General features: G+C 57.1%; 12 protein-coding genes and 1 pseudogene. 5 read left to right on the plus strand and 8 right to left on the minus strand.

Translation table 11 applies throughout. The features are described 5' to 3' along the window. Window positions 1–6 precede the first annotated feature (6 nt). The 3 genes from EI42_RS16045 to drmD all read right to left on the minus strand — a co-directional run bounded on the left by EI42_RS16045 (window position 7) and on the right by drmD (window position 9,699). Window positions 7–2,136: a UvrD-helicase domain-containing protein gene (locus EI42_RS16045; RefSeq protein ID WP_170142673.1), complete on the minus strand. Its 2,130-nt coding sequence runs from the start codon at window positions 2,134–2,136 to the stop codon at window positions 7–9. A gap of 37 nt (window positions 2,137–2,173) precedes the next feature. Next, entirely contained in the window at window positions 2,174–6,427 is a 4,254-nt protein-coding gene (locus EI42_RS16050; protein ID WP_211326202.1) for an Eco57I restriction-modification methylase domain-containing protein, read from the minus strand. Window positions 6,428–6,510: 83 nt separating this feature from the next. Then, a complete protein-coding gene (gene drmD, locus EI42_RS16055) occupies window positions 6,511–9,699 on the minus strand; it encodes a DISARM system SNF2-like helicase DrmD (protein ID WP_111323637.1) in 3,189 nt (1,062 codons plus the stop codon). Between the two features lie 763 nt (window positions 9,700–10,462). On the opposite strand from drmD, the gene EI42_RS16060 reads away from it, so the two are divergent. Together EI42_RS16060 and EI42_RS16065 are read left to right on the plus strand one after the other, a co-directional pair. Then, window positions 10,463–12,310 carry a PAS domain-containing sensor histidine kinase gene (locus tag EI42_RS16060; protein WP_111323638.1) on the plus strand — a complete coding sequence of 616 codons (1,848 nt, stop codon included), beginning with the start codon at window positions 10,463–10,465 and terminating at the stop codon, window positions 12,308–12,310. A 236-nt stretch (window positions 12,311–12,546) separates the two neighbouring features. Then, complete coding sequence (locus tag EI42_RS16065) at window positions 12,547–12,978, plus strand: GNAT family N-acetyltransferase (protein WP_170142674.1); 432 nt, start codon at window positions 12,547–12,549, stop codon at window positions 12,976–12,978. 720 nt (window positions 12,979–13,698) lie between these two features. On the opposite strand, the gene EI42_RS16070 is transcribed toward EI42_RS16065, so the two are convergent. The 4 genes from EI42_RS16070 to EI42_RS16080 form a co-directional block, all read right to left on the minus strand. Continuing rightward, the gene (locus EI42_RS16070) at window positions 13,699–14,277 is read right to left on the minus strand and encodes a hypothetical protein (protein WP_111323640.1); all 579 of its coding nucleotides are present in this window, start codon (window positions 14,275–14,277) and stop codon (window positions 13,699–13,701) included. Between the two features lie 17 nt (window positions 14,278–14,294). Then, the gene (locus EI42_RS32580) at window positions 14,295–14,453 is read right to left on the minus strand and encodes a hypothetical protein (RefSeq protein WP_170142675.1); all 159 of its coding nucleotides are present in this window, start codon (window positions 14,451–14,453) and stop codon (window positions 14,295–14,297) included. A gap of 76 nt (window positions 14,454–14,529) precedes the next feature. Beyond that, a complete protein-coding gene (locus tag EI42_RS16075) occupies window positions 14,530–14,895 on the minus strand; it encodes a hypothetical protein (RefSeq protein WP_111323641.1) in 366 nt (121 codons plus the stop codon). Window positions 14,896–14,989: 94 nt separating this feature from the next. Continuing rightward, a complete protein-coding gene (locus EI42_RS16080; protein ID WP_111323642.1) occupies window positions 14,990–15,193 on the minus strand; it encodes a hypothetical protein in 204 nt (67 codons plus the stop codon). Window positions 15,194–15,446: 253 nt separating this feature from the next. Here EI42_RS16080 and EI42_RS34700 point away from each other — a divergent pair. The 3 genes and pseudogenes from EI42_RS34700 to cutA form a co-directional block, all read left to right on the plus strand. Continuing rightward, window positions 15,447–15,581: pseudogene (locus EI42_RS34700) on the plus strand (helix-turn-helix domain-containing protein); the annotation flags it as partial. Between the two features lie 27 nt (window positions 15,582–15,608). Next, a complete protein-coding gene (locus EI42_RS16085) occupies window positions 15,609–16,589 on the plus strand; it encodes a hypothetical protein (protein WP_246046257.1) in 981 nt (326 codons plus the stop codon). A gap of 72 nt (window positions 16,590–16,661) precedes the next feature. Further along, on the plus strand, window positions 16,662–16,976 hold the full coding sequence (gene cutA / locus EI42_RS16090) for a divalent-cation tolerance protein CutA (RefSeq protein ID WP_111323644.1): 315 nt from the start codon (window positions 16,662–16,664) through the stop codon (window positions 16,974–16,976). Window positions 16,977–17,162: 186 nt separating this feature from the next. Here cutA and EI42_RS16095 read toward each other — a convergent pair. Continuing rightward, window positions 17,163–18,585 (minus strand): thiopeptide-type bacteriocin biosynthesis protein (locus EI42_RS16095; protein ID WP_211326204.1); only part of this gene is annotated, 1,423 nt, incomplete at its 5' end.

Consider the following 18,585-nt stretch of genomic DNA (forward strand, 5'->3'; position numbering starts at 1 on the left):
TGCTCGTTACTGCTTACTGCTCAAATTCCAGTAGGTAGAATCGAAGCCGGTTAAAAGCTCGTTCTCGTGCTGTGCGGGCACGACAACCAGCAGGGCACGCATTGCACGGGTCATCGCCACATACATCGTGCGCCGCTCCCGCGCCAGCATCTCGGCTTGCTCATCCTCAGGAGCCTGCTCGTCTATCACCGGATAGCGCCCGCTGAGAAAGCCCGCGATGGCAACAACGGGGAACTCAAGTCCTTTTGCGGATTTGAGGGTCAGCACTTTGATACCCGGGCGCTTGAGGTTGAGATCTGAGCCGCTCATAAAGGTGGCCTCTAACCCCTCAACGCGGAGATCGTTCGCAATCTGCCGTCCCTCTCCCTCGCTCGGACAGAGCACCGCGCATGAGCTGTGTGTCAGGCGGAGCGCGTTGCAGGCCCGGGTGAAGAAATCCTTCAACAGTTGAATCTCGTGATTGGCGGTCAACACGGCACGCACATCAGGCATGGGCCCGGAGTTGACATAGTGCGTGGTGTACTCGATGGGCTCCAGCGCGCCATAGGTCAGATAGGAGTGCGCCGCCTCGTCGATCTCCTGTGTGGAGCGATAGTTTGCCTTGAGGATGTTGGTGTGCCCCTGGAAATTGAGATCCTGATGCACTTCCTTCCACGAGAAGCTGCTTCCATATATTGATTGATTGGCATCCGCTGTAATAAAGAGGCGATTTGGGGCCTTGCAGAGCTTCACAAGCAGCCGCAGCGCTGCCGGCTCAAGATCCTGCGCCTCGTCAATCACGACGGCATCATAGCGCCTGTAGGACGGCAGGCTGTCAATCAGGCGAGCGGCCCGCACCCGGCGCTGTTGCCACGTCTCCTGACCGGTGGCCTCTACCAGCTCTTTCCAGCGCTCATAGACGCGCCAGACTGCTTCACGCTGCAAGCCGTTCAGGCGATACTTACGCCCGGTTCGCGCCATGCACTGGTACTCTAGCAGGCTCTCGACCTCGCGCGCCACAAGAAACGTGTCGATCTCCTGCCGCAGGTAGTCGTTCCCCATGCGGATGAGGGCCTGCCGTTGCGCCCGCTGCTGAAGCGGACTCCCCTCAAAACGCACCTCGGCGACCGCTTTGTGCAGAATCTCCTGCAAGGTCTTCTCATCGAGGATATCTTTATAGGCGTGCGCTTTGTGCAGCACATCGGTCGCGATAGTGTCGGCGGTCTGCACGCGGACATAGCGCATCGAGTCACCCAGAAGCTGCTGTAGAAGCTGCATTGATGACTTCACAAGCGCGTTCGTATAGGTGGTGAAGAGGATACGCGGCGCGGCGGTGGACTTCTCCTGCAAGAGCTGCTGCAACAGAGAGCGAATCCGGTAGAGGGCGACGGTGCTCTTGCCTGTGCCGGGACCACCCTTGACCATCGTGGGCCCGCTTGCGTGGAGCGGCCAGCGCGTGTACTGCTCCTGTTCGGGCGAGAGCTTCAGCAGGAAGTCGAGCAGCTCGCCTTCTTTGTAGCGCAGCAGGTCATCAACGCCGCCGAGCGCCTGAAGGGTAGGTTCCTGCTGAATGAGCTCTATTGGCTTCTCGAACATGTACTCGTCGAGGCGCAGGATCGTCTCATCATCAAGGCCATGACAGTCGTACAATGCCTCTCGCGTCTTGAGCGGTAGCAGGCGGGCATGGTAGATCTTCGGGATACGCAGCCGCGTCAGCAGTTCCTCGGTGATCGGCTCGGGGAAGGGCGTCGTTTCCTCTTTTGGCTGCATCTTCGCAATGATCGCATCCCAGTCGGGGCGCTGTCTGGCGTTGGCCGCGGCCTGCTCCAGCCCCGCCAGTTCTTCGGGTGTCAGCTCGTCGTCTTCAAGGTCGACTTCGTCTTCGTAGGTGCTCTCGTCGCGCCGCCGCAGCGTCCAGATCGCGACATACTGCTTGTCGAAGGTGTAGAACACGCGATAGTGCCCGGCGCGGAGCCGATAGAGCCTGATGCCCTGCTGCCAGTAGCGCTGGAAGGGCACTTTCACTTTGCCGGCTGGCTCGGGGTCGCCGGTGAGCATGTTGACCTTCTCCATGATCTGATGCAGCTCTTTGCCCGGCAGCGCGAGCATGTTTTGCAGAAATGTTGGTTTGATCAAAAGCTGGCGTTGTGCCGTCATAACGTGTGATATCCTCTCTGGTTGCTCGATCTGTGTGCTAGAAGAGGGTTGGCTGCTCGTATTCGGAGCCGAAGAGGTCCTGCTGTCGATAGCCGTTTTGTCTATCGCCCTCCTTGTCGTCATCGGCCTCGTTGCCGCTCCTGGAGGGGTGCGCGGCGGGATGGTGACCATTGTGCCCGTTCGCGGCCTGCTTCTTGCGCTGTTCGAGCCATGCTTTTCCTTTCTTCGTGGGCTTACCGGTCTCATCGACGAGCCCGGCGGCTTGCTCCTCGCGGTGACGCTGATGGTTCAATTCGAGCAGGCGATCCAGCACCTCCAGACGCGCCCGCTCCGAGATCGTGAAGCGGAGCCCTTGCGCGGTCTCGTGGAAACCATATTCAAGCCGAAGGTCGGTCCAGCCATAGGCGCGCGCAACGGCCTCATCCATCTCCCGATGCAGCTCACGCAGCGCGACGATATCGGGAGCCTTCTCCTTCGGGTTGTGGAACCGGTTGTAGACATCGGTCAGCCCTTCCTGCCGCCTCAAACAGATCGCCTGCCGATGCTCATGGTAGCGCTTCCCGATGTCGTCAAGCCCGTCAAGCGAACGAGGGAAGGGAAAATTCTGGAAGCAATCTGTAGGCGAATAGTTTATACCAGCATCTCTAAGAGTAGAACTATACTGCCGAACCCAAACATAATGGAACGTGCTCTGTAGAGATGCAAAAGTACTCATAGAGCTATCCGCAATAACTCCAACCTTATGTGAGAACACCATACTATTCTGCACTAAAACACAAATCAAGTGCTTGGATATCAAGGGTACAACTATCACCCGCTGCATATGAGCGATGGTGGAGTAAAGATCTATGGTAGGACGCTTAAATTGCCACCATTTCCCTCTCACTTTCCGATCATTATTCACATCCCGTTCTGGCTTTGCTCGTTCAATAACAATATCCAAACAATCAGGATATAATTGTGCCTTCTCAAGAGGCCAATCGTGGAAGTTAATGACCCACCGGCCTGGTGACTGATCCGGCTGAGAATTCAAATCCTTCCCATTTAAATACGGGAACAGCACATCCTTATTCCGCGCATCCTTTGCAATCAGTGCCTGTGCCTCTTCTGGCTCAAGCACAAAACCCATACCCAGCACCAAAGAGCCAATAAAGGACTTCTGTGCATTTGCCAGCAACGGAAGCGGCTTCCCCTGCGCCTTGCCGGGAGCAGTCAGATAAGGAGTGATACTGATCACTTCCCTGTCATCGAGGACACAGAGCCCATTCCAGTCCCCTTTGTACAACCATGCATACGCAACTTCCAAAGCGGCGTCACCGGGCCAGCGACGACTAGGAACCGCACGAGGAATCGTGATACCCTCCTCAACAAGCTGGTCCAGACCGACTTTACGGGTGGCGCCCTGCGCAATCGTGTTCGTCGCAACAAGTGCAGCCATTCCCCTCTGTTGTAGCAAGCCCGTTGCCCGCAGGTAGAAGTAGGCGCACAGATCAGCACTTCCATGCTTCCCCTTCGCCAGATATTTCACCAGATAATCGCGATAATCGGTGCCCAGAGCGCCAGTGATCTTCTGCCCTCCCTGGAACGGCGGGTTGCTTACGATGGCACTGAAACCGGCATCACCGTTCCTGTACAGGAAGACCTCGGGGAACTCAAGGTGCCAGTGGAACGGCTTACGCCCCTTCAGCCGCTTGTCTGCCTCCGCCCGGAGCTCTTTATATGCTTCACGGTTCGACCGCTTGCCTTCCTCTGTCAGACGATTCTTGATCCCCTCAATGTACCCTTCCGCAACCGGGATGAAGGACATGCTCAGGTCGTCTGCCTTGACCGCGCGCTTCTTCTTGCTATCCATGTTGTGCGCGACCAGAATATCAGCACCCAGACGCGCAATCTCTAGCGCCTGATCCGCTTCACGCAGCAAACGTTCCTTCTTCTCAACATCTTTGATCGTGTTAGAGCTAAGGGCACGAACCTGCTTGCGGAGCTCCAACACAAGCTGCAACAGCCGTTGAATGCTCTTATGCACAAATGGCCTCATTGGCTCGCCCTTCTCGTTCACCAGCGACCAGTTCTCTAGCTGCTGATCGGAGGCGCCAAGCAGCGAGTCGCCGTGACGCAGGGCGTGATCGAGAAAGGTAAAGGGCTTCTCCCGCGCCAGCGTGACCAGCCAGAGCGAGAGCTTCGCCATCTCGGCGGCCATCGGATTCTTGTCCACGCCATACAGACAGCGCTCGGCCACCATACGCCGGGCCAGCGCTAACCGCTCCTCGATGTCGTTCGGAAGCAGCAGCTCGCTGTACTCCCCCTGCGAGATCGTCAGCGCGCCGGAATCGGTGATGACCAGCACCTTCCGCCCATCCTGACGCAAACGCTGCTCCTCGCGCTCCCAGGCCTCTACCAGCTTCTCGGCCAGATAGCGGCAGGACTGCACCAGAAACGCACCCGAGCCCATCGCCATGTCACAGATCGTCAGTTCCAGCAACTCGGGAGCCGACTTGAGCTGCCATGCTTCCTCGGGCTTGCCCTCCGCCGGGCCAACATAGACCAGCGGATCAAGCGCGTGCTTCACGATCGGCTCGGTCAGGCTGCGCGGCGTGTAGTGCGTCCCGGTCTGGCGGCGTTCGGCGCCTTTGGTCACATAGATCGAGCCGGGCGTGACAATCGCATAGTTGCCCAGGCTATCCTTGCGCAACAGCGCGGCATAGGGCAGCACCCGGGAGAAAATATCCTGCTTGTTGTCGCAGGCCTCCATCAAGCGGCTCCGCGCCTGAGGATCGTCGAGCGTCTGGTGCAGCGCCTTCCGCAACGGAGACACGCCACGCTTCGTCAGCTCAGCCAGATAGGCAAGCAGCGCCTCCTCGCCCTTCGCGGCGTGGGATTCCAGCTCCTCAAGCGTCGTCTCGGCCTCGGCATCTTTCGTACCCAGCAAGCCCAGAATCGTCGTCGTGGAGCGCTTCGCCGTATGGTCAAGCAGGCCCTCATACACGTGGCCAATCTGCTCGACGTCGAGACCCCGGAACGAGAGGCGGCGTCGCTCGGTGCCGCCCGCCTCGCGCACCCGCAGGTATTGCAGCGAGTCCAGCAGGTAGAGCACGGTGCGGTTATCGATCGCGAGCGGATGCGCCGGAGTGGTGCGCCAGCTTGTCTTCTGCGGGCGCCCCTCAAGGAAGGGGAAGCGATCCGGGTCAAAGAGATGACCGCCATAGGCAGGCAGGCGCAAATCCGGGTGGTCAACGCCACCATAAACCATACGGAAGAGCGCCAGCAAGCGGCTCCACGCATCGTAGCGCAGACCAAGCACCTCTTCAGTCTGCTGGTCGGCCTGTTCGCGAAGCTGTTTGCCCATCGTCGAGATCGCGTAGTTCTGGTCGTAGAGCGCCTCGCCCAGACAGAGCAGGCCGCGCTCCTCCGCCGAGAGCAGGAAGACCAACCGCATCATGACCGTCAGCGCCGCCTCGTACAGCGTCTTCTCGTCCACATCCTGCAACAGGGTGCGCTGTCTGTCCTTGTCGAGCCGATCCAGCGTCTTGATCAGCAGCTCGACCGCCCGCAGCACCTGATCGCCAAGCTGGTTGGTCACCTCCTGCTGCGACTCCGCGCTTTTGCTCAGCAGCGCCTCCAGCGTCTCTTCATCCGGCACGCCATAGAAGCGATACATGCCAAGCACGTTGTAGAAGGCGCGGAGCGTGATCGGCTCCTCGGTCCAGATCGTGGCATCCCAGGTATAGTAGCCGGTCGTTTCCTGCGGGGGCGCGTCAACCAGCATCCAGGAACGCCCGTTCGTCACCAGGCCGAGCCGCATGCCGGTCCCGCGCAACAGCTCCATCATCTTCGTCGCCGGCGACACCTTCCAGACCGAGTCCGTGACCGCCTTTTCGAGATTCTGCCGCATCGGGTAGAGCTGCACCAGCAGGCGCGGCTGCGCTTCATCGGGAGCCTGAATCACCAGATCCGGGAACAGCGTTTCGCCATGCTCTTTCACCGTATAGCGAAGGTTCTCCGTGATCTGCTGACCTTCACGCAGATACTCGGGGCGGAAATTCAACACATCGGTCAGCACGAAGCGCAACCATTGATAATGAATCCCGCGATCAGGGTGAAGCCCTTCCTGATTGTCGGCCCACTCATCGTACGCGGTCCGCAGGCGGCGGCGCACCTCCACCTCATCGGAGCGCGTGTCAAGGCCATGCTTGAACACCTCAAGCAGAACGGCCGTGCTGAGAAATGGGCCGGAAATATCGATCAATGAAAGCCAGGTGGCATGTTGCCGTGCTGGAGTCTCAGTAGCCATAGATACGCCACAGCATCCTTTCCACAGGAATAATGAAATAGAACCGGGGCGCACTCCCCACCAGCGGAGAATGCGCCAGCCTCCTAGTATGCCAGATGAGGCGGGAAGAGATAGGTGACAGCGACCGGGAACAGGCGCGGCCGAGGATTGGCAAACCGCTGCTGGATGCGCTTCACCTCTTCCTCAATCTCGCCATCGATCGCGTCGGCACGCTCCTGAAGCGCCTGCACATCGCGTTTATATTGCTCGCGCTCAGCGTCAGAGAAGCCTTCCAGCATGAGCTGAGCCGGCCCGGTGCGCGGCTCGATCTCTTTCCGAATGCTGGTTTGCAGCTCGCGCAGGACCGTCGTAATATCGAGCTTCTCCTGCTCCTCGCGCTTCCTCAGGGTGAGCTCTAAACTGCGCATTCGCTTGTTCATGTGCCGCTCTAACGCCTCTGCCAGCGCGTCCCGATGGCTATCCCAGAGCCTGCGAATGCTCTCCTGCACGCGCGCGGAGACCGGGTTATCTCCGGCAGCATCCAGCACATCCTGAAGCTGATCGGCATCCATTGACTTAAAGCCGTCGCCGGTCAGAGCGCCGCCCGCAACAATCAGCTCCTCGTGCAGCCGCTGGTTATCGCCTCCCAGAATCAGCAGGCGCGCATGGGCCACCACCACCGGAGTGCGCAGCGCATGATGCCGGACTATTCGCGCTGTGACGCGATAGAGCGAGCGCTGATCGCCCTGTGACCAGACCTCGGCCCGCAACAGGCGCAGCGACATCGTCACCAGGCGATGGTTCAGGTGAGCCAGCACCACATCATCACGCCCGCGAGCCAGAGCATGATCAAACACGATCGGTCGCCGCTGGTCCCGCATCAACGGGTGTTCCAGCCCCTCGGTGCACCGCGCCCAACTGCCACTGAGTTCGGGCACATCAAAGACCTCAATTGGCGGATAGACCCCGTGCGGATCTTTCAGGATGCGCTTGCGTAAGGGCGGCTGCTTCGCCAGCTCCAGCGCGGTTTCAACTACGGCCTGAATGTTTTCCGGGTACAGCTTCAGCTTATCCCGCTCTTTCCCAAGCTGCTCCTCCAGTTGCTTGATACGCTTGTTGAGCTCGTCGCGCTGCTTCTTCTCGAACGCCTTCACCCGCTTCGAGGGAAGATTCTGCTCCGCCTTCGTGGTATCCAGCGTGCGCCGATAGCCGAGCATCTTTTCCTCGACCTGCGTGGCGATAACGGGGGCGAGGCTGCCCAGATCCTCCCGAATCTGCTTGAGCTTTTCAACCACCGTTCCCAGAAACTCCAGATCATCATCAAGCTGATCCCTGCGGGTGGCGCTACTGGCCTGTTTATAGGTACTCGACACAAAATGGTGAATGAGCACCTCCGGGGCCCGCTGCCCGTGCCGATCGATACGCCCGTTGCGCTGTTCCAGGCGATTCGGATTCCAGGGGATTTCATAGTGTATCAGGCGCGAACAGTAGTTTTGCAGGTTGATACCCTCGGAAGCGGTATCGGTCGCGAGGAGGATACGCACCGAGGCAACATCCGGGTTTGCCTGGAAGGCCGCTTTGATCTGCTCGCGCTCCTCGGTCTCCATGCCGCCATACAGGCGCAGCACGCGCCGCTGACCGTCGGGACCACGCTCGGTGAAGCCCTCCCGTTCCAGCAGGTTATAGAGCCAGAGCTGCGTATCCAGAAACTCCGTAAAAATAATGACGCGCTCCCTTGACCAGCGACCACCGGGCTTGATCGTGGCATGCAGCCAGCGGATCAGCTCCTGTGCCTTGCTATCGGGTCTGGTCGCGGCCTGCTCGGCCCAGCGGTGCATGACGTCGAGCAATTCGCGCTCGCGCTGGCTGATATCGGTCAGCATCGAGGCCGCGATCTCCAGCGCTTCCGCGGTTGTATCGCTGAGCGTCTCGTCATCAAGGTCCTCTTCCTCGATCTCTTCCAGCCGTTTCCGCAAAATGCCCATCTGTGGCCGACGCGAGACGGTCTCTTTGCGGTCGGGGTGTGCCAGCGTGTCCATATGCTTTTGCAGCGTCAACAGGAAGGCCTTCGGGGAGGAGAACAGGCGCTTCTTGAGCAGCTTGGTGACAAACTCCATCGCGTAGTGTGCCTGCTGATCGCCATTCGTTCGCAGCCGCTTGAGCCGCTCCTGCGTGTATTCCTGCAGGGCGCGATGGATCTCCCGTTCTTCGTCGGTATACTGCACCTCGATCGGCTCCACCTTTCTGCGAGAGAAGCGCGGCGAGCCGTCCCACCGCTTTTCCAGCTCGGACTTGAGACGACGTACCATCACGGTGCGCAACTGCCTGTCATCGGCCTCGACGCCCCGAGCGAAGCGCTGGTTGTCCAGCAGCTCAAGCAGGGCGGTAAAGCTCTCCCGATAACCGTTGTGCGGGGTGGCCGAGAGGAACAGCTTATGCTCAAAGTGAGGCGCAATCCGGCGCAGCGCCCGCGTGCGAATCGAATCGGTCGCATATTTGCCGCGCCCGGACGGAGCCATATTGTGGGCCTCATCAACGATCAGCAGGTCATAGCTGCGGGGATAGACCGACTCTCCTTCACGCGGAAGGGTTTCGGTAAAGAGGCGGAACGGGCGCTCGCGCTTGAAATATTCGGTTGAGGCGATCAGGCGCGGGAAGTGGCTCCACGGGTTGACGTAGGGACCACGCTCTCGCCGCAGCTCGCTGACCGTCTTGCTATCGATAATGCGGAATTCGAGGCCGAATTTGTCGCGCATCTGCTCGCGCCACTGCACCTGAAGCGGTGCGGGGCAGAGAATCAGGATCTTGCGGGCGCGATGGCGGATAATCAACTCTTGAATGACCAGACCGGCTTCAATCGTTTTGCCGAGACCAACATCATCGGCGATCAGCAGGTTAACGCGGGGCATCCGAATCGCCCGCGCGACCGGGTCAAGCTGGTAATCTTCCAGATCAATGCCGCTGCGAAACGGCGCCTGAATGGCCTCTATATCGGCGCTGGAAGCGGCTCCCCAGCGCACCGCATTCAGGAATGTATCCAGGCGCTGCGGAGTATCAAACCCTGCGGTGGGTGCAGGGAGCGGCGTCTTTTCGATGGCCGTGGCTCCGGGCTCAACTTCCCAGATCACCTGAAGCTCTTCGCCAAGCGCATCATCTTCGACCGAAGAAAGCGTGACCAGATGCTGCTTTCCCGAAGAAGGAAGCGTGCTCTGTACAATGTCTACGACGACATAGCGGCGGCGGCGCACTTCTACAAGCTGGCCCGGTTCAGGAATAGCACTCGTGTAGCCCAATGAGGCGTCTCCTTCACTCTATAGATAGTAGGAACAGTCTCTTGTCTATCTTCTGTTGTTTTGTTTACTCTAGAAATACAGGAAATGCTGGCGCTCTCATGGCTCAGAAGCGAGCAGGCTCATGAGACGCTGAAAGAGAAAACAGGCATCTCAAGCGAGGCACCAGACAAAGGGAATGGAAGGTTCCCGGTGGCAGCAGAACAGGAATAGGACGACAATACTGGTCCGTTGATGAACCATATCTTTCACAGTTGTTGCAGAGAATAGTATACCTCTTTTCCAGAGAGAAAACCAGAAAAAGAACAGGAAATCTCATACTTGCGCGCCTGGACCGTTGTGGTCGTTGCCAGCAGCTTCGTTCCTGATGCCAGACGCTTTCTGAATCGGGGATAAGACAAAGATACCATTTCTTTGCATCTTTCGCAATATAGTGATGAGCTCAATACACGAGCATACCACACAAGAGCGGCTTCAGGAGCCCCATCAGCACAAAGAGGATGGACTTTACAGCGCCTTCACCCCCTCTTCCTCTAGCATGTAGAACGTTCTCCGCGCCTGAAGATCCAATCGCAAGCGGCAGGACTCCCTTGCGGATCGGAGCCCCGGTTCACGCTCCCGTTTGGATCGCACCTGACAGGCGGCTCCATAGATCCCGCAGCTTCATGGGAGGCGGTTCCCCTATACTTGACGTTGATCCCTCATCTATAATGAAAAGACAGAGATATTCAAGCGACCAGCTTTTTGCCTTGCCGGAGTTGACATTGTGGCGCAACACCAGGAAGAAAACAAATGGGCAATCACCCTGCTGGAGAGCATTACCGATGGCCTGGTTCATATCGATTCGCAGTGGCGCATTACCTATGTCAATGCATGGATAGAAACAGCCCTCGGTAAACCTCGCGCGGCCATACTGGGACGGCGCCTCTGGGAGGCAGCTCCCGAGCTGCTTGGCACGCCCTTTGAACACGGCTATCGCACGGCTTTACGCACGCAACAACTGGTCACCTTTGAGGCGTTTCACCCGCTCTTGCATAAATGGGTGGAGGTCCGTGTGTATCCTTCGCGCGAGGGCATCGCCATCTATATTCACGATATCACCGAACGCAAACAAGCAGAAACGGCGCTGTACAAGAGCCACGAAGCGCTTCGGATCATCACGGAGACGATTCCCCATCTGGTCTGGACCGCCCGGCCTGATGGCTGGCTCGACTATTTCAACCAGCGCTGTTTTACGTATCTGCAAGCAAGCTACGATCAGTTGAAAGGAGATGGCTGGCTCCAGCTCGTCCATCCCGATGACCAGGTCAGAGCACTGGCAACCTGGCATGCCGCCATCCAGGCAGGGCAGGCCTACGAGATTGAATATCGCGTTCGGGAGGGAAAGACCGGCCTCTATCACTGGTTTCTGGTACGCGCTCTGCCTCTTACTGATGCACAGGGACATATTATAAAATGGTTTGGCACGGCAACCGATATCGACGAAAACAAACGTATCCAGCAGGCCCTACAGGAGAGTGAGGCCCGCCTGCGTGGCCTGGTCGACTCCAATATTCTCGGGATTCTCGTCATCGACGCCCGGGGCCGGATCTATGAGGCGAACGACGCGTTTCTTTCCCTTGTCGGGTATAGTCGAGCGGACCTTGAAGCGGGCTCCCTTCAGTGGACAGAACTGATACCCTCCTACAATCAGGATAGAGTGATGCAGCTACGGGAGGAACTGGCGCGGACGGACCGTTTCCCTCCTTATGAAATAGAGCTTGTGAGCAAAGAGGGCAGACGCGTCCCGGTACTGATGGGCGGGACAACCTTTCGGCGGGAAGGGCCTGTACCGCTTGCGCTCTTATTCGTGCTGGATATGACCGCACACAAAGCTATGGAGCGACAAAAAGATCTCCTCCTCGGGATCACTGGCCATGAGCTGAAAACGCCGCTCACGGTTCTTCGCACCATTCTTCAATTGCTTCAGCGACGCCTGAAGCGCCTGAGCAGCACCGTGGACAACCTCCCTCAGGAATGGCAAACCTTTGTGACCGAGCTGCCAAAGCTGCTGGATGATGCCCTCCGCCAGATTGACGGGCAAACACGCCTGATTAATGATTTACGGGATGTCTCACGCATCACGTCACACACCCTGTCGCTTTCCTTGCAGCCCTGCGACATCGTGGCGCTGCTCCGTCAATGCATCGCGGATCTCTGTGTCCTGGTTCCAGAACGCACCCTTCAACTGACGCTGCCCGAGCAGGAGAACATCACGGTGCAGGCCGATCCCGACCGCATTCGCCAGGTCATCACCAACTACGTCAACAATGCCCTGCGCTATTCTCCCCCCGAGAAGCCGGTCCACATCGGGCTTACCCTTCAGAACGAGATGGTCCGGATCTGGGTACGCGATCAGGGGCCCGGCCTCTCTCTCGAAGCTCAAAAGGCGCTCTGGCGGCCCTTTTCTCAAGGGGAGAAAGGCAGCTCTTCTCAGAGGGGGTCAAGCAAGGGACTGGGACTCGGCCTCTTCATCTGCCAGGCGATCATCACCGAACACCGAGGAGAAGTAGGCGTTGAGAGCACCCCCGGAGAGGGCTCGACCTTCTGGTTTACCCTCCCCATCACGTCGTGATGCCACGCGCGCTTGAGGGCCTTCGTTCTGGCCACTGAGCATATGAGTCCACTCCTGCTTTCATCCTGCCTGCACACCTGCTCTTTGACCATCACAAGCAAACTTGATATACTCCGAGAGCTTCCTTGCATTTGGACAAGGACCAGTCCATCTTGAAGGACATGCAAGCACTTCAAGAGACAACACGTTCTGATCACATCCTTGAGAGCCGATCAGAAAGATCAGGAGCCAGACCAATGACAGCTATCATGATCGCATTCCATCACGAGCGCCCCATTGATCCCCGAGCGGTCCGCGAACTGTACACACATGTCGGCTGGTGGCCACAGCGCACCCCCGAGAAGATTGCGCGGGTGCTTCAGGACGCGCTGGCAGTCGGAGCCTGGGACGGGGATCAACTGGTAGGCTTTGCCCGGGCGGTGTCAGATGGACACTTCCACGCCTACATTGATGATGTGGCAGTGCGGCCAGATCACCAGCGCAAAGGCCTGGGAAGCCTCCTTCTGACAAAACTGCTCGACGGACTTCAGGAGGTCGAAACCGTGACATTGTTCTGTCAGCAATCCCTCGTCCCCTTCTATGAGGCGCACGGCTTTCAAGCCTTTCCATCGCAGATGGTACTGCATCGAGCTCAACCTGCTCCGCGCGCCTCAGCGAGTGACAGCTAACGCGCTTTCCCTGCCTCACGCCCTCCTGGTCGCAGGACCCTGGCTAGCTCGCTTCCGGGAGGCTCTCGACGAGGCATGCGGGGTCTGTCGGCAGGCCAGCGCGGAACAAGCAGCCGGAACTGCCTTCACGCACGCCTCTTGCCGCCTCCAGACATCACGCTTTCACCTGCCCCTGCTATTTCCTCCTTTCACAGCCTGCCCTATTGCTCTTTGGGAGTACAGACCATCCCCTCAGGACAGCCAGGCGGTTGAGGAGGTTGCGTCGGTAGAGGAGTACAGATGTATTCCTCAGGGCACCGCCAACCGGGCATGGAGAGGAGAAAATAACCCGGTATCCCCCCAAAAAGGCAGAGGAGCAAGGCACATACATACATCATTTTTCGTATACTACGGCAGGTCTCCTGGGCCACGGGATGCCTCTTCTGATGCCAGAATTGATAGAGCACAATAATGCGAGCAATTCCCGCCAAAACGCTTCCCATCAGAGATAATCAGAAAAGGAGCAATCCAAACATAAACGCCTCTCCAGTTTGTTAGCTGAAAGAAAAATGATCTTTTTTCTCCTTCAGCTATTTTTCTTCTTCTCCTTACCTCTACTACCTTCTTCCACTATTCTCCCTGGATACACAGAATCTTGAAATTTCTTGTTGTGTCACCTCCGTAAAATGAGGATCGAGAGAAAACACTTCCATATTTTACACTTTACCTTATCCCTACACGCTAGAGGCTTGAAAGTTCTTCAGCCTTCTGCTCTTGCTCCTTTTGCGCTTGCCGCGCCTCGGTAATAAAGATCATATAGGTGACGCTGTCCCATGCATTATGCACCCCGATAAAGAGAAAGAGCACCGCTACCGCTCCAACAATAAAGAGCGCCAGCACCGCATTCGCAGGTATCACCAGGGACGCACCAAAAAGAGCCATATAAGAAAGAAACGGCAGGATGATATGCCAGATCCAATCTTCCAGTTCTGGCTGATACCTGGACTGACGAAGCGCCCGCCAGAAAATGACGAGGCCGTAGAGCACCCCCGCCAGCCCACAGATACCCAGAGCAAGATCAACATACCAGAGTTCAGGCCAGGGCGCATTGAAAATCGCGGCGATGAGAAAAGCGGCACAGAGATGCACCACCGTCGGGGTGGCAAAGACCCCGGTCACCTCGCTCGATTTGCGCTTGTTCCTCGATGCAATCAGAGACAAGACGACAAACATCAGGCTGATCAGTCCTACAGAAGCAGAACCGACAATGACATAGAAATTTTGCCAGGAGCTCAGGAGCGGTATCGCTGCCTTTTGCACGTGCAGATCTCCCTTCATTAGACAGCAAACAGTAGATTGAGATGTACCATTACATGAGACGAGACAGCCAGCCAGAAATAACCATTTTCTTTGCCACCTCGCTCACAAAGGAGCGACCAGGGCCCACTGATCGGCTGATCATAGAGAATATCGGTCAAAACAAAGGAGTGTATCATCTTCTGTGTAGAATATGTATTTACAGATTTTCCGGTGAGTTGTGCATAGCCCAAAAGAAAAGAAGGGCCCGACGTGTCAGGCCCTTCCGGTAACATACAGGATGTGAGCGACGTAGAGGGATTCGCTCGGCGTTGGTGGACTTACGAATATATCTGGTGTATCGTCTCTACTATCTCTTGCTACCTTGTTCCCCGGGTTTCTCTCAAGCTCTCGTTCCATCGCGGCGAGCTGTTCCTTTATTTGGGGAGGCATTGGTGCTACCTGTAATCCCAGATCCTCCGGTGTCATTGGCTTCCCTGCCAACCGCGCACACATGGCTGTGATCTGTTTCGCCTCGAACGGGTGGAGTTCTTCGCCCTCGAGCGCCCTTTGCACAAGCTTATTATAGGGGTCGTCGGGCCCCAGGTGGTCAAGCAACCTCATCAGTATCTCGTTTTGCATCCTCTGCCTCTTCTTTCAGGAAGCTCTGCGGTACGCGGGGGGTAGCGTCGGATCTGGCTGGCTACCCCATAAAGGCCTACAGCCGTGACGCATCTCAGGGGAGCGGCTGACCGGGCATCTCCTGCGTATCCGTTGAGCTTTCAATCACTTCCCAGACCTGGGCTAAAAAATCGTCTAAGAGCTGTTCCCGGCGCTCCTGTTCCCGCGTCTTCACGGGGGATTTTAGCGCCGCTAGATTGAGCTCACAGCTATACACGATGGCTGCAAGCTGATCTCGGGTGAGTCTGACTCTCAGCATACGATCACCTCTTTTCCTTCTTCCACTAGCAGGATGCGACAACAACCGGCTCATCATTCGGGTACCGATGCGTTGGGCTCCGGTTGTCACGCATCTATACAAAGCATACATGAAAAATAAGGCGTTTCTAGTTGGCTTTGGATTGTCATTCAGGTTGTCATTTCGTGCAAATTTAATGTAAACTATGAATCATATATTACTGGGCTTTGGTTGCTTGTTACATAATAATAGGGGGTTCAATGTGGATGGCGCTATGTTGAGAGCACTCCGCGAAGAGCGGGGGTTATCTCAAAAGGCTGTAGCTGATGCTCTGGGAGTAGATAAACCCACAATATCAAAGTGGGAGTGCGGGAAGAGAGGCATATCCCCCCACCACAGCAAACAAATACAGGAGTTTTTTGCAAAAGAGGACGATATGAACAGGCGGAGCGCTTTAAGGCTCATGGGGATTGTAGGACTGAATGCAGTTTCTGATGCCTGGTCCAATGATTTGCTTTCGATGTATGAAAGGGGAGTTTTAGCCTGTTTAGACCTATACTATAGCGGGCATACCAGGCAGGTGGAAGCGATACTGCCGCTCTACCTTCAACAATGTGCAGCACTGGCACAACAATCGGGACCACTTCAGATACCAGCAGCGCGGCTCGCAGCAATAGCCTACATCATCTCATGCGAAGTAGCAACTGATCGGGAAGACTATAGCGCGGCAGCGATGGCGGGCCGTCGAGCTATCCTGTATGCGCAAGCGGCAGGAAACCATGAACTACAAATAGCTGCTCTACTCCGCCTTATTGATTATCATTTTCATCTCTGCTCATCTCAGCCGCTCCTTATTGACGTACACAGCAAGAATGCAATACAGTGTTTTGAACAGGCAGAATCGCTCTTTACGGCTACAATGTCACCACTTCTGAAGGGCCGCGTTTATGCAGGGGCGGCTGAGCTATACGCGATGCGTGGGCAACTTCAGGAATCTATGCGATTTATGGGGCTCGCATACGAATCGTATCCCCGGATCCCGGAGGAAGATCCGTTTTACCCGTATATACGCGCAAGCCGTTACTCTCTGTACGTCTTTGGTGACGCTCAATCACGTCTCTTTCTTCATCAACCCGATGAGGCAGCGAGAGCACTTGAGGCGATGGAAAAGGAGTCAAATGATCCGGAGAGGGAACCCATTACAAAGGTCGATCTTTTATACTATCAGGCAGAGATTCAGCGTCAGCGCGAAGAGCGTGAAGCCTATGTCGCTGCACTCGTAGAAGCAGCCGAGCTGGCCAGGAAGATCAATTCTCGCTTGTATTTTAACAAGCTTGCAGCTAGCTACTACAGGGCAAAACAGAGGTGGGGAAAAGATCCGTCTCTTTCGGCAGTAGAAGATGTCTTCCAACTCTAGATGCTTATGGCTACAACGTTGCAAGGGCTCTATGAAGCCGTTGAGGAGTGAAAGAAATAGGAGGAATAAGACATGTCAGAATATATCGTGGTTGTCACAACCGTTGATTCAGAGGATGTCGCGAAAGCGATCGCGCGAAAGCTGGTAGAGCAGCATCTGGCCGCATGCGTCCATCTCTTCCCTATCCAATCGGTGTATCGGTGGGAAGGCAAGCAGGAAGAGGACAACGAGTGGCGGCTTGAGGCCAAGACGCGCCGGGAGCTGTACCCCCGGGTTGAGAAGGCTATTGTGGAAAGTCACCCCTATTCCTGCGCTCAAGTGACGGCCCTCCCGATTGTTGCGGGCAAGAAGGAATACCTTGACTGGATAGAAGCAGAGACGCGATAAGCACCCCGCTCAGGCTCATGGCTCGGACGCTTCAGCGAGAATCTCCCCTTTGCGTTGTTGAAGAGGAGATTCCTCGCTACTGAGGCATGCTGCGCCATTGCGAACGCCCGGTCGCTCTCTTTCCAGCTATCGAAGGGAGCGCCCAGGATCCGTTGCACATTCAGCCTTTCTGCCACAAGGCCGCTGCTACCGCTTCGTGGGCCGTCGCTTGATGCTTTCAAGGGTGTGGCGCCAGAAAGCATACAGGCGGCGCTCGCGCTCTCGATCCAGATCCAGCAAACGAATCTTATGCATATGTGCCAGGCTTTCGAGCAGCGTTTCCTCGGACACCCAGAGCCCCCCTCTGCTTGCCAGCTCCCGCACCTGATCGCCAAGCTTCCTGAGCTCCTGCGCGATTGATCCCCTATCCGCACCCTCGGCGCTTGGCCCATGCGTCAGCGTGAGCAGGAGCGCGCGCTGTTCCACAACATTCGCGGGCGGCCTGGGTTCCCAGGGGGCCAGCAGCTCGCAACACTCACGGCGATGCGGGCGATATTCAGCGCTAAACGCATAGGTCTGCGTGCGCTTGCGAAGCCATTGCAGACACTGATCGATATCATAGCCCCAGTTGGTGAAGAACTGGTGCAGCGAAAAGACAGCGATCTCCAGCGGATCAAGCGTGAGACGTTGCGCTTGCTGAGCCGCAATCAGATTGCTGACAACCGCGCTATCAAGACAGAATACCTGCTCCAGCAGCTCGATTGCTTCGGGCCCGCCGTAGCGCTCCACCTCCCGCTCATATGGATCAAGCGCATACGACTGGATCACACCAGCGTCTACCAGATGGCGACTGTGACGAAGCATCGCCAGCAGCAATGGCTCAATTGCTTGCTCGCCGCGAGCCCGACAGCGGACCCGAAGATGTGGCAGAGGATCGATATAGCGAATAAAGAACCAGCAATCGAGCAGGCGCTGCTCCTGCAACATCCGAATCAGGGCACGGAGCGGGCCAGCAATCAGCTCGTCGTGCTGCCCGGGAGCGGCATAGAGCTTGATATAGGTCCAGCGATCCCCGGGGAAAAAGCTGCGCTCGACCCGCGAGATCGCCCGGCGAGGCGTCAGAGGAGCAGCCTGTACGGCTGGTTGAGCAACACGAAGCAGCGGAACCACGAGTTCCGAAAAGTAGGGAGCGCTCTGCTCATCACGCAGCCAGAGATGTTCAAAGTCGGGAAGCAGCTCCTGAAGCGTCAGCGTGCGATCCTGTTGCAGCTTGCCAAGCTCATCCCGCAACTCGGTGACCATGACCGGGTGCTCCAGATCGAGCAGCAGGCGATTATCGAACTCAGCCAGATAGACATAGCGCGGCACCCGCCACCGCTCGCGCCAGCGCTGCAAGCCCGCAAACCAGCGCTCTTCCTCGCTGCCCGTCCCCTCCGGTTGCACCGTGTCGGCCCGAAGCTGCCACTGCGCGGGACTGAGCACCAGCCTCGCATGCGGGCCCATCCGAAATGTCACGCGTGGCAGGAAGGGCGATCCGCTCAGCCTGCCCCAATCGAAGGCGCTCAGGCAGGGAACTCCATCCATGCTCAGCTCGCTCAGGAAGCGGCACACGTTGGGTGCCAGACGAGGA

The organism is Thermosporothrix hazakensis, assembly GCF_003253565.1.
Lineage (GTDB): Bacteria > Chloroflexota > Ktedonobacteria > Ktedonobacterales > Ktedonobacteraceae > Thermosporothrix > Thermosporothrix hazakensis.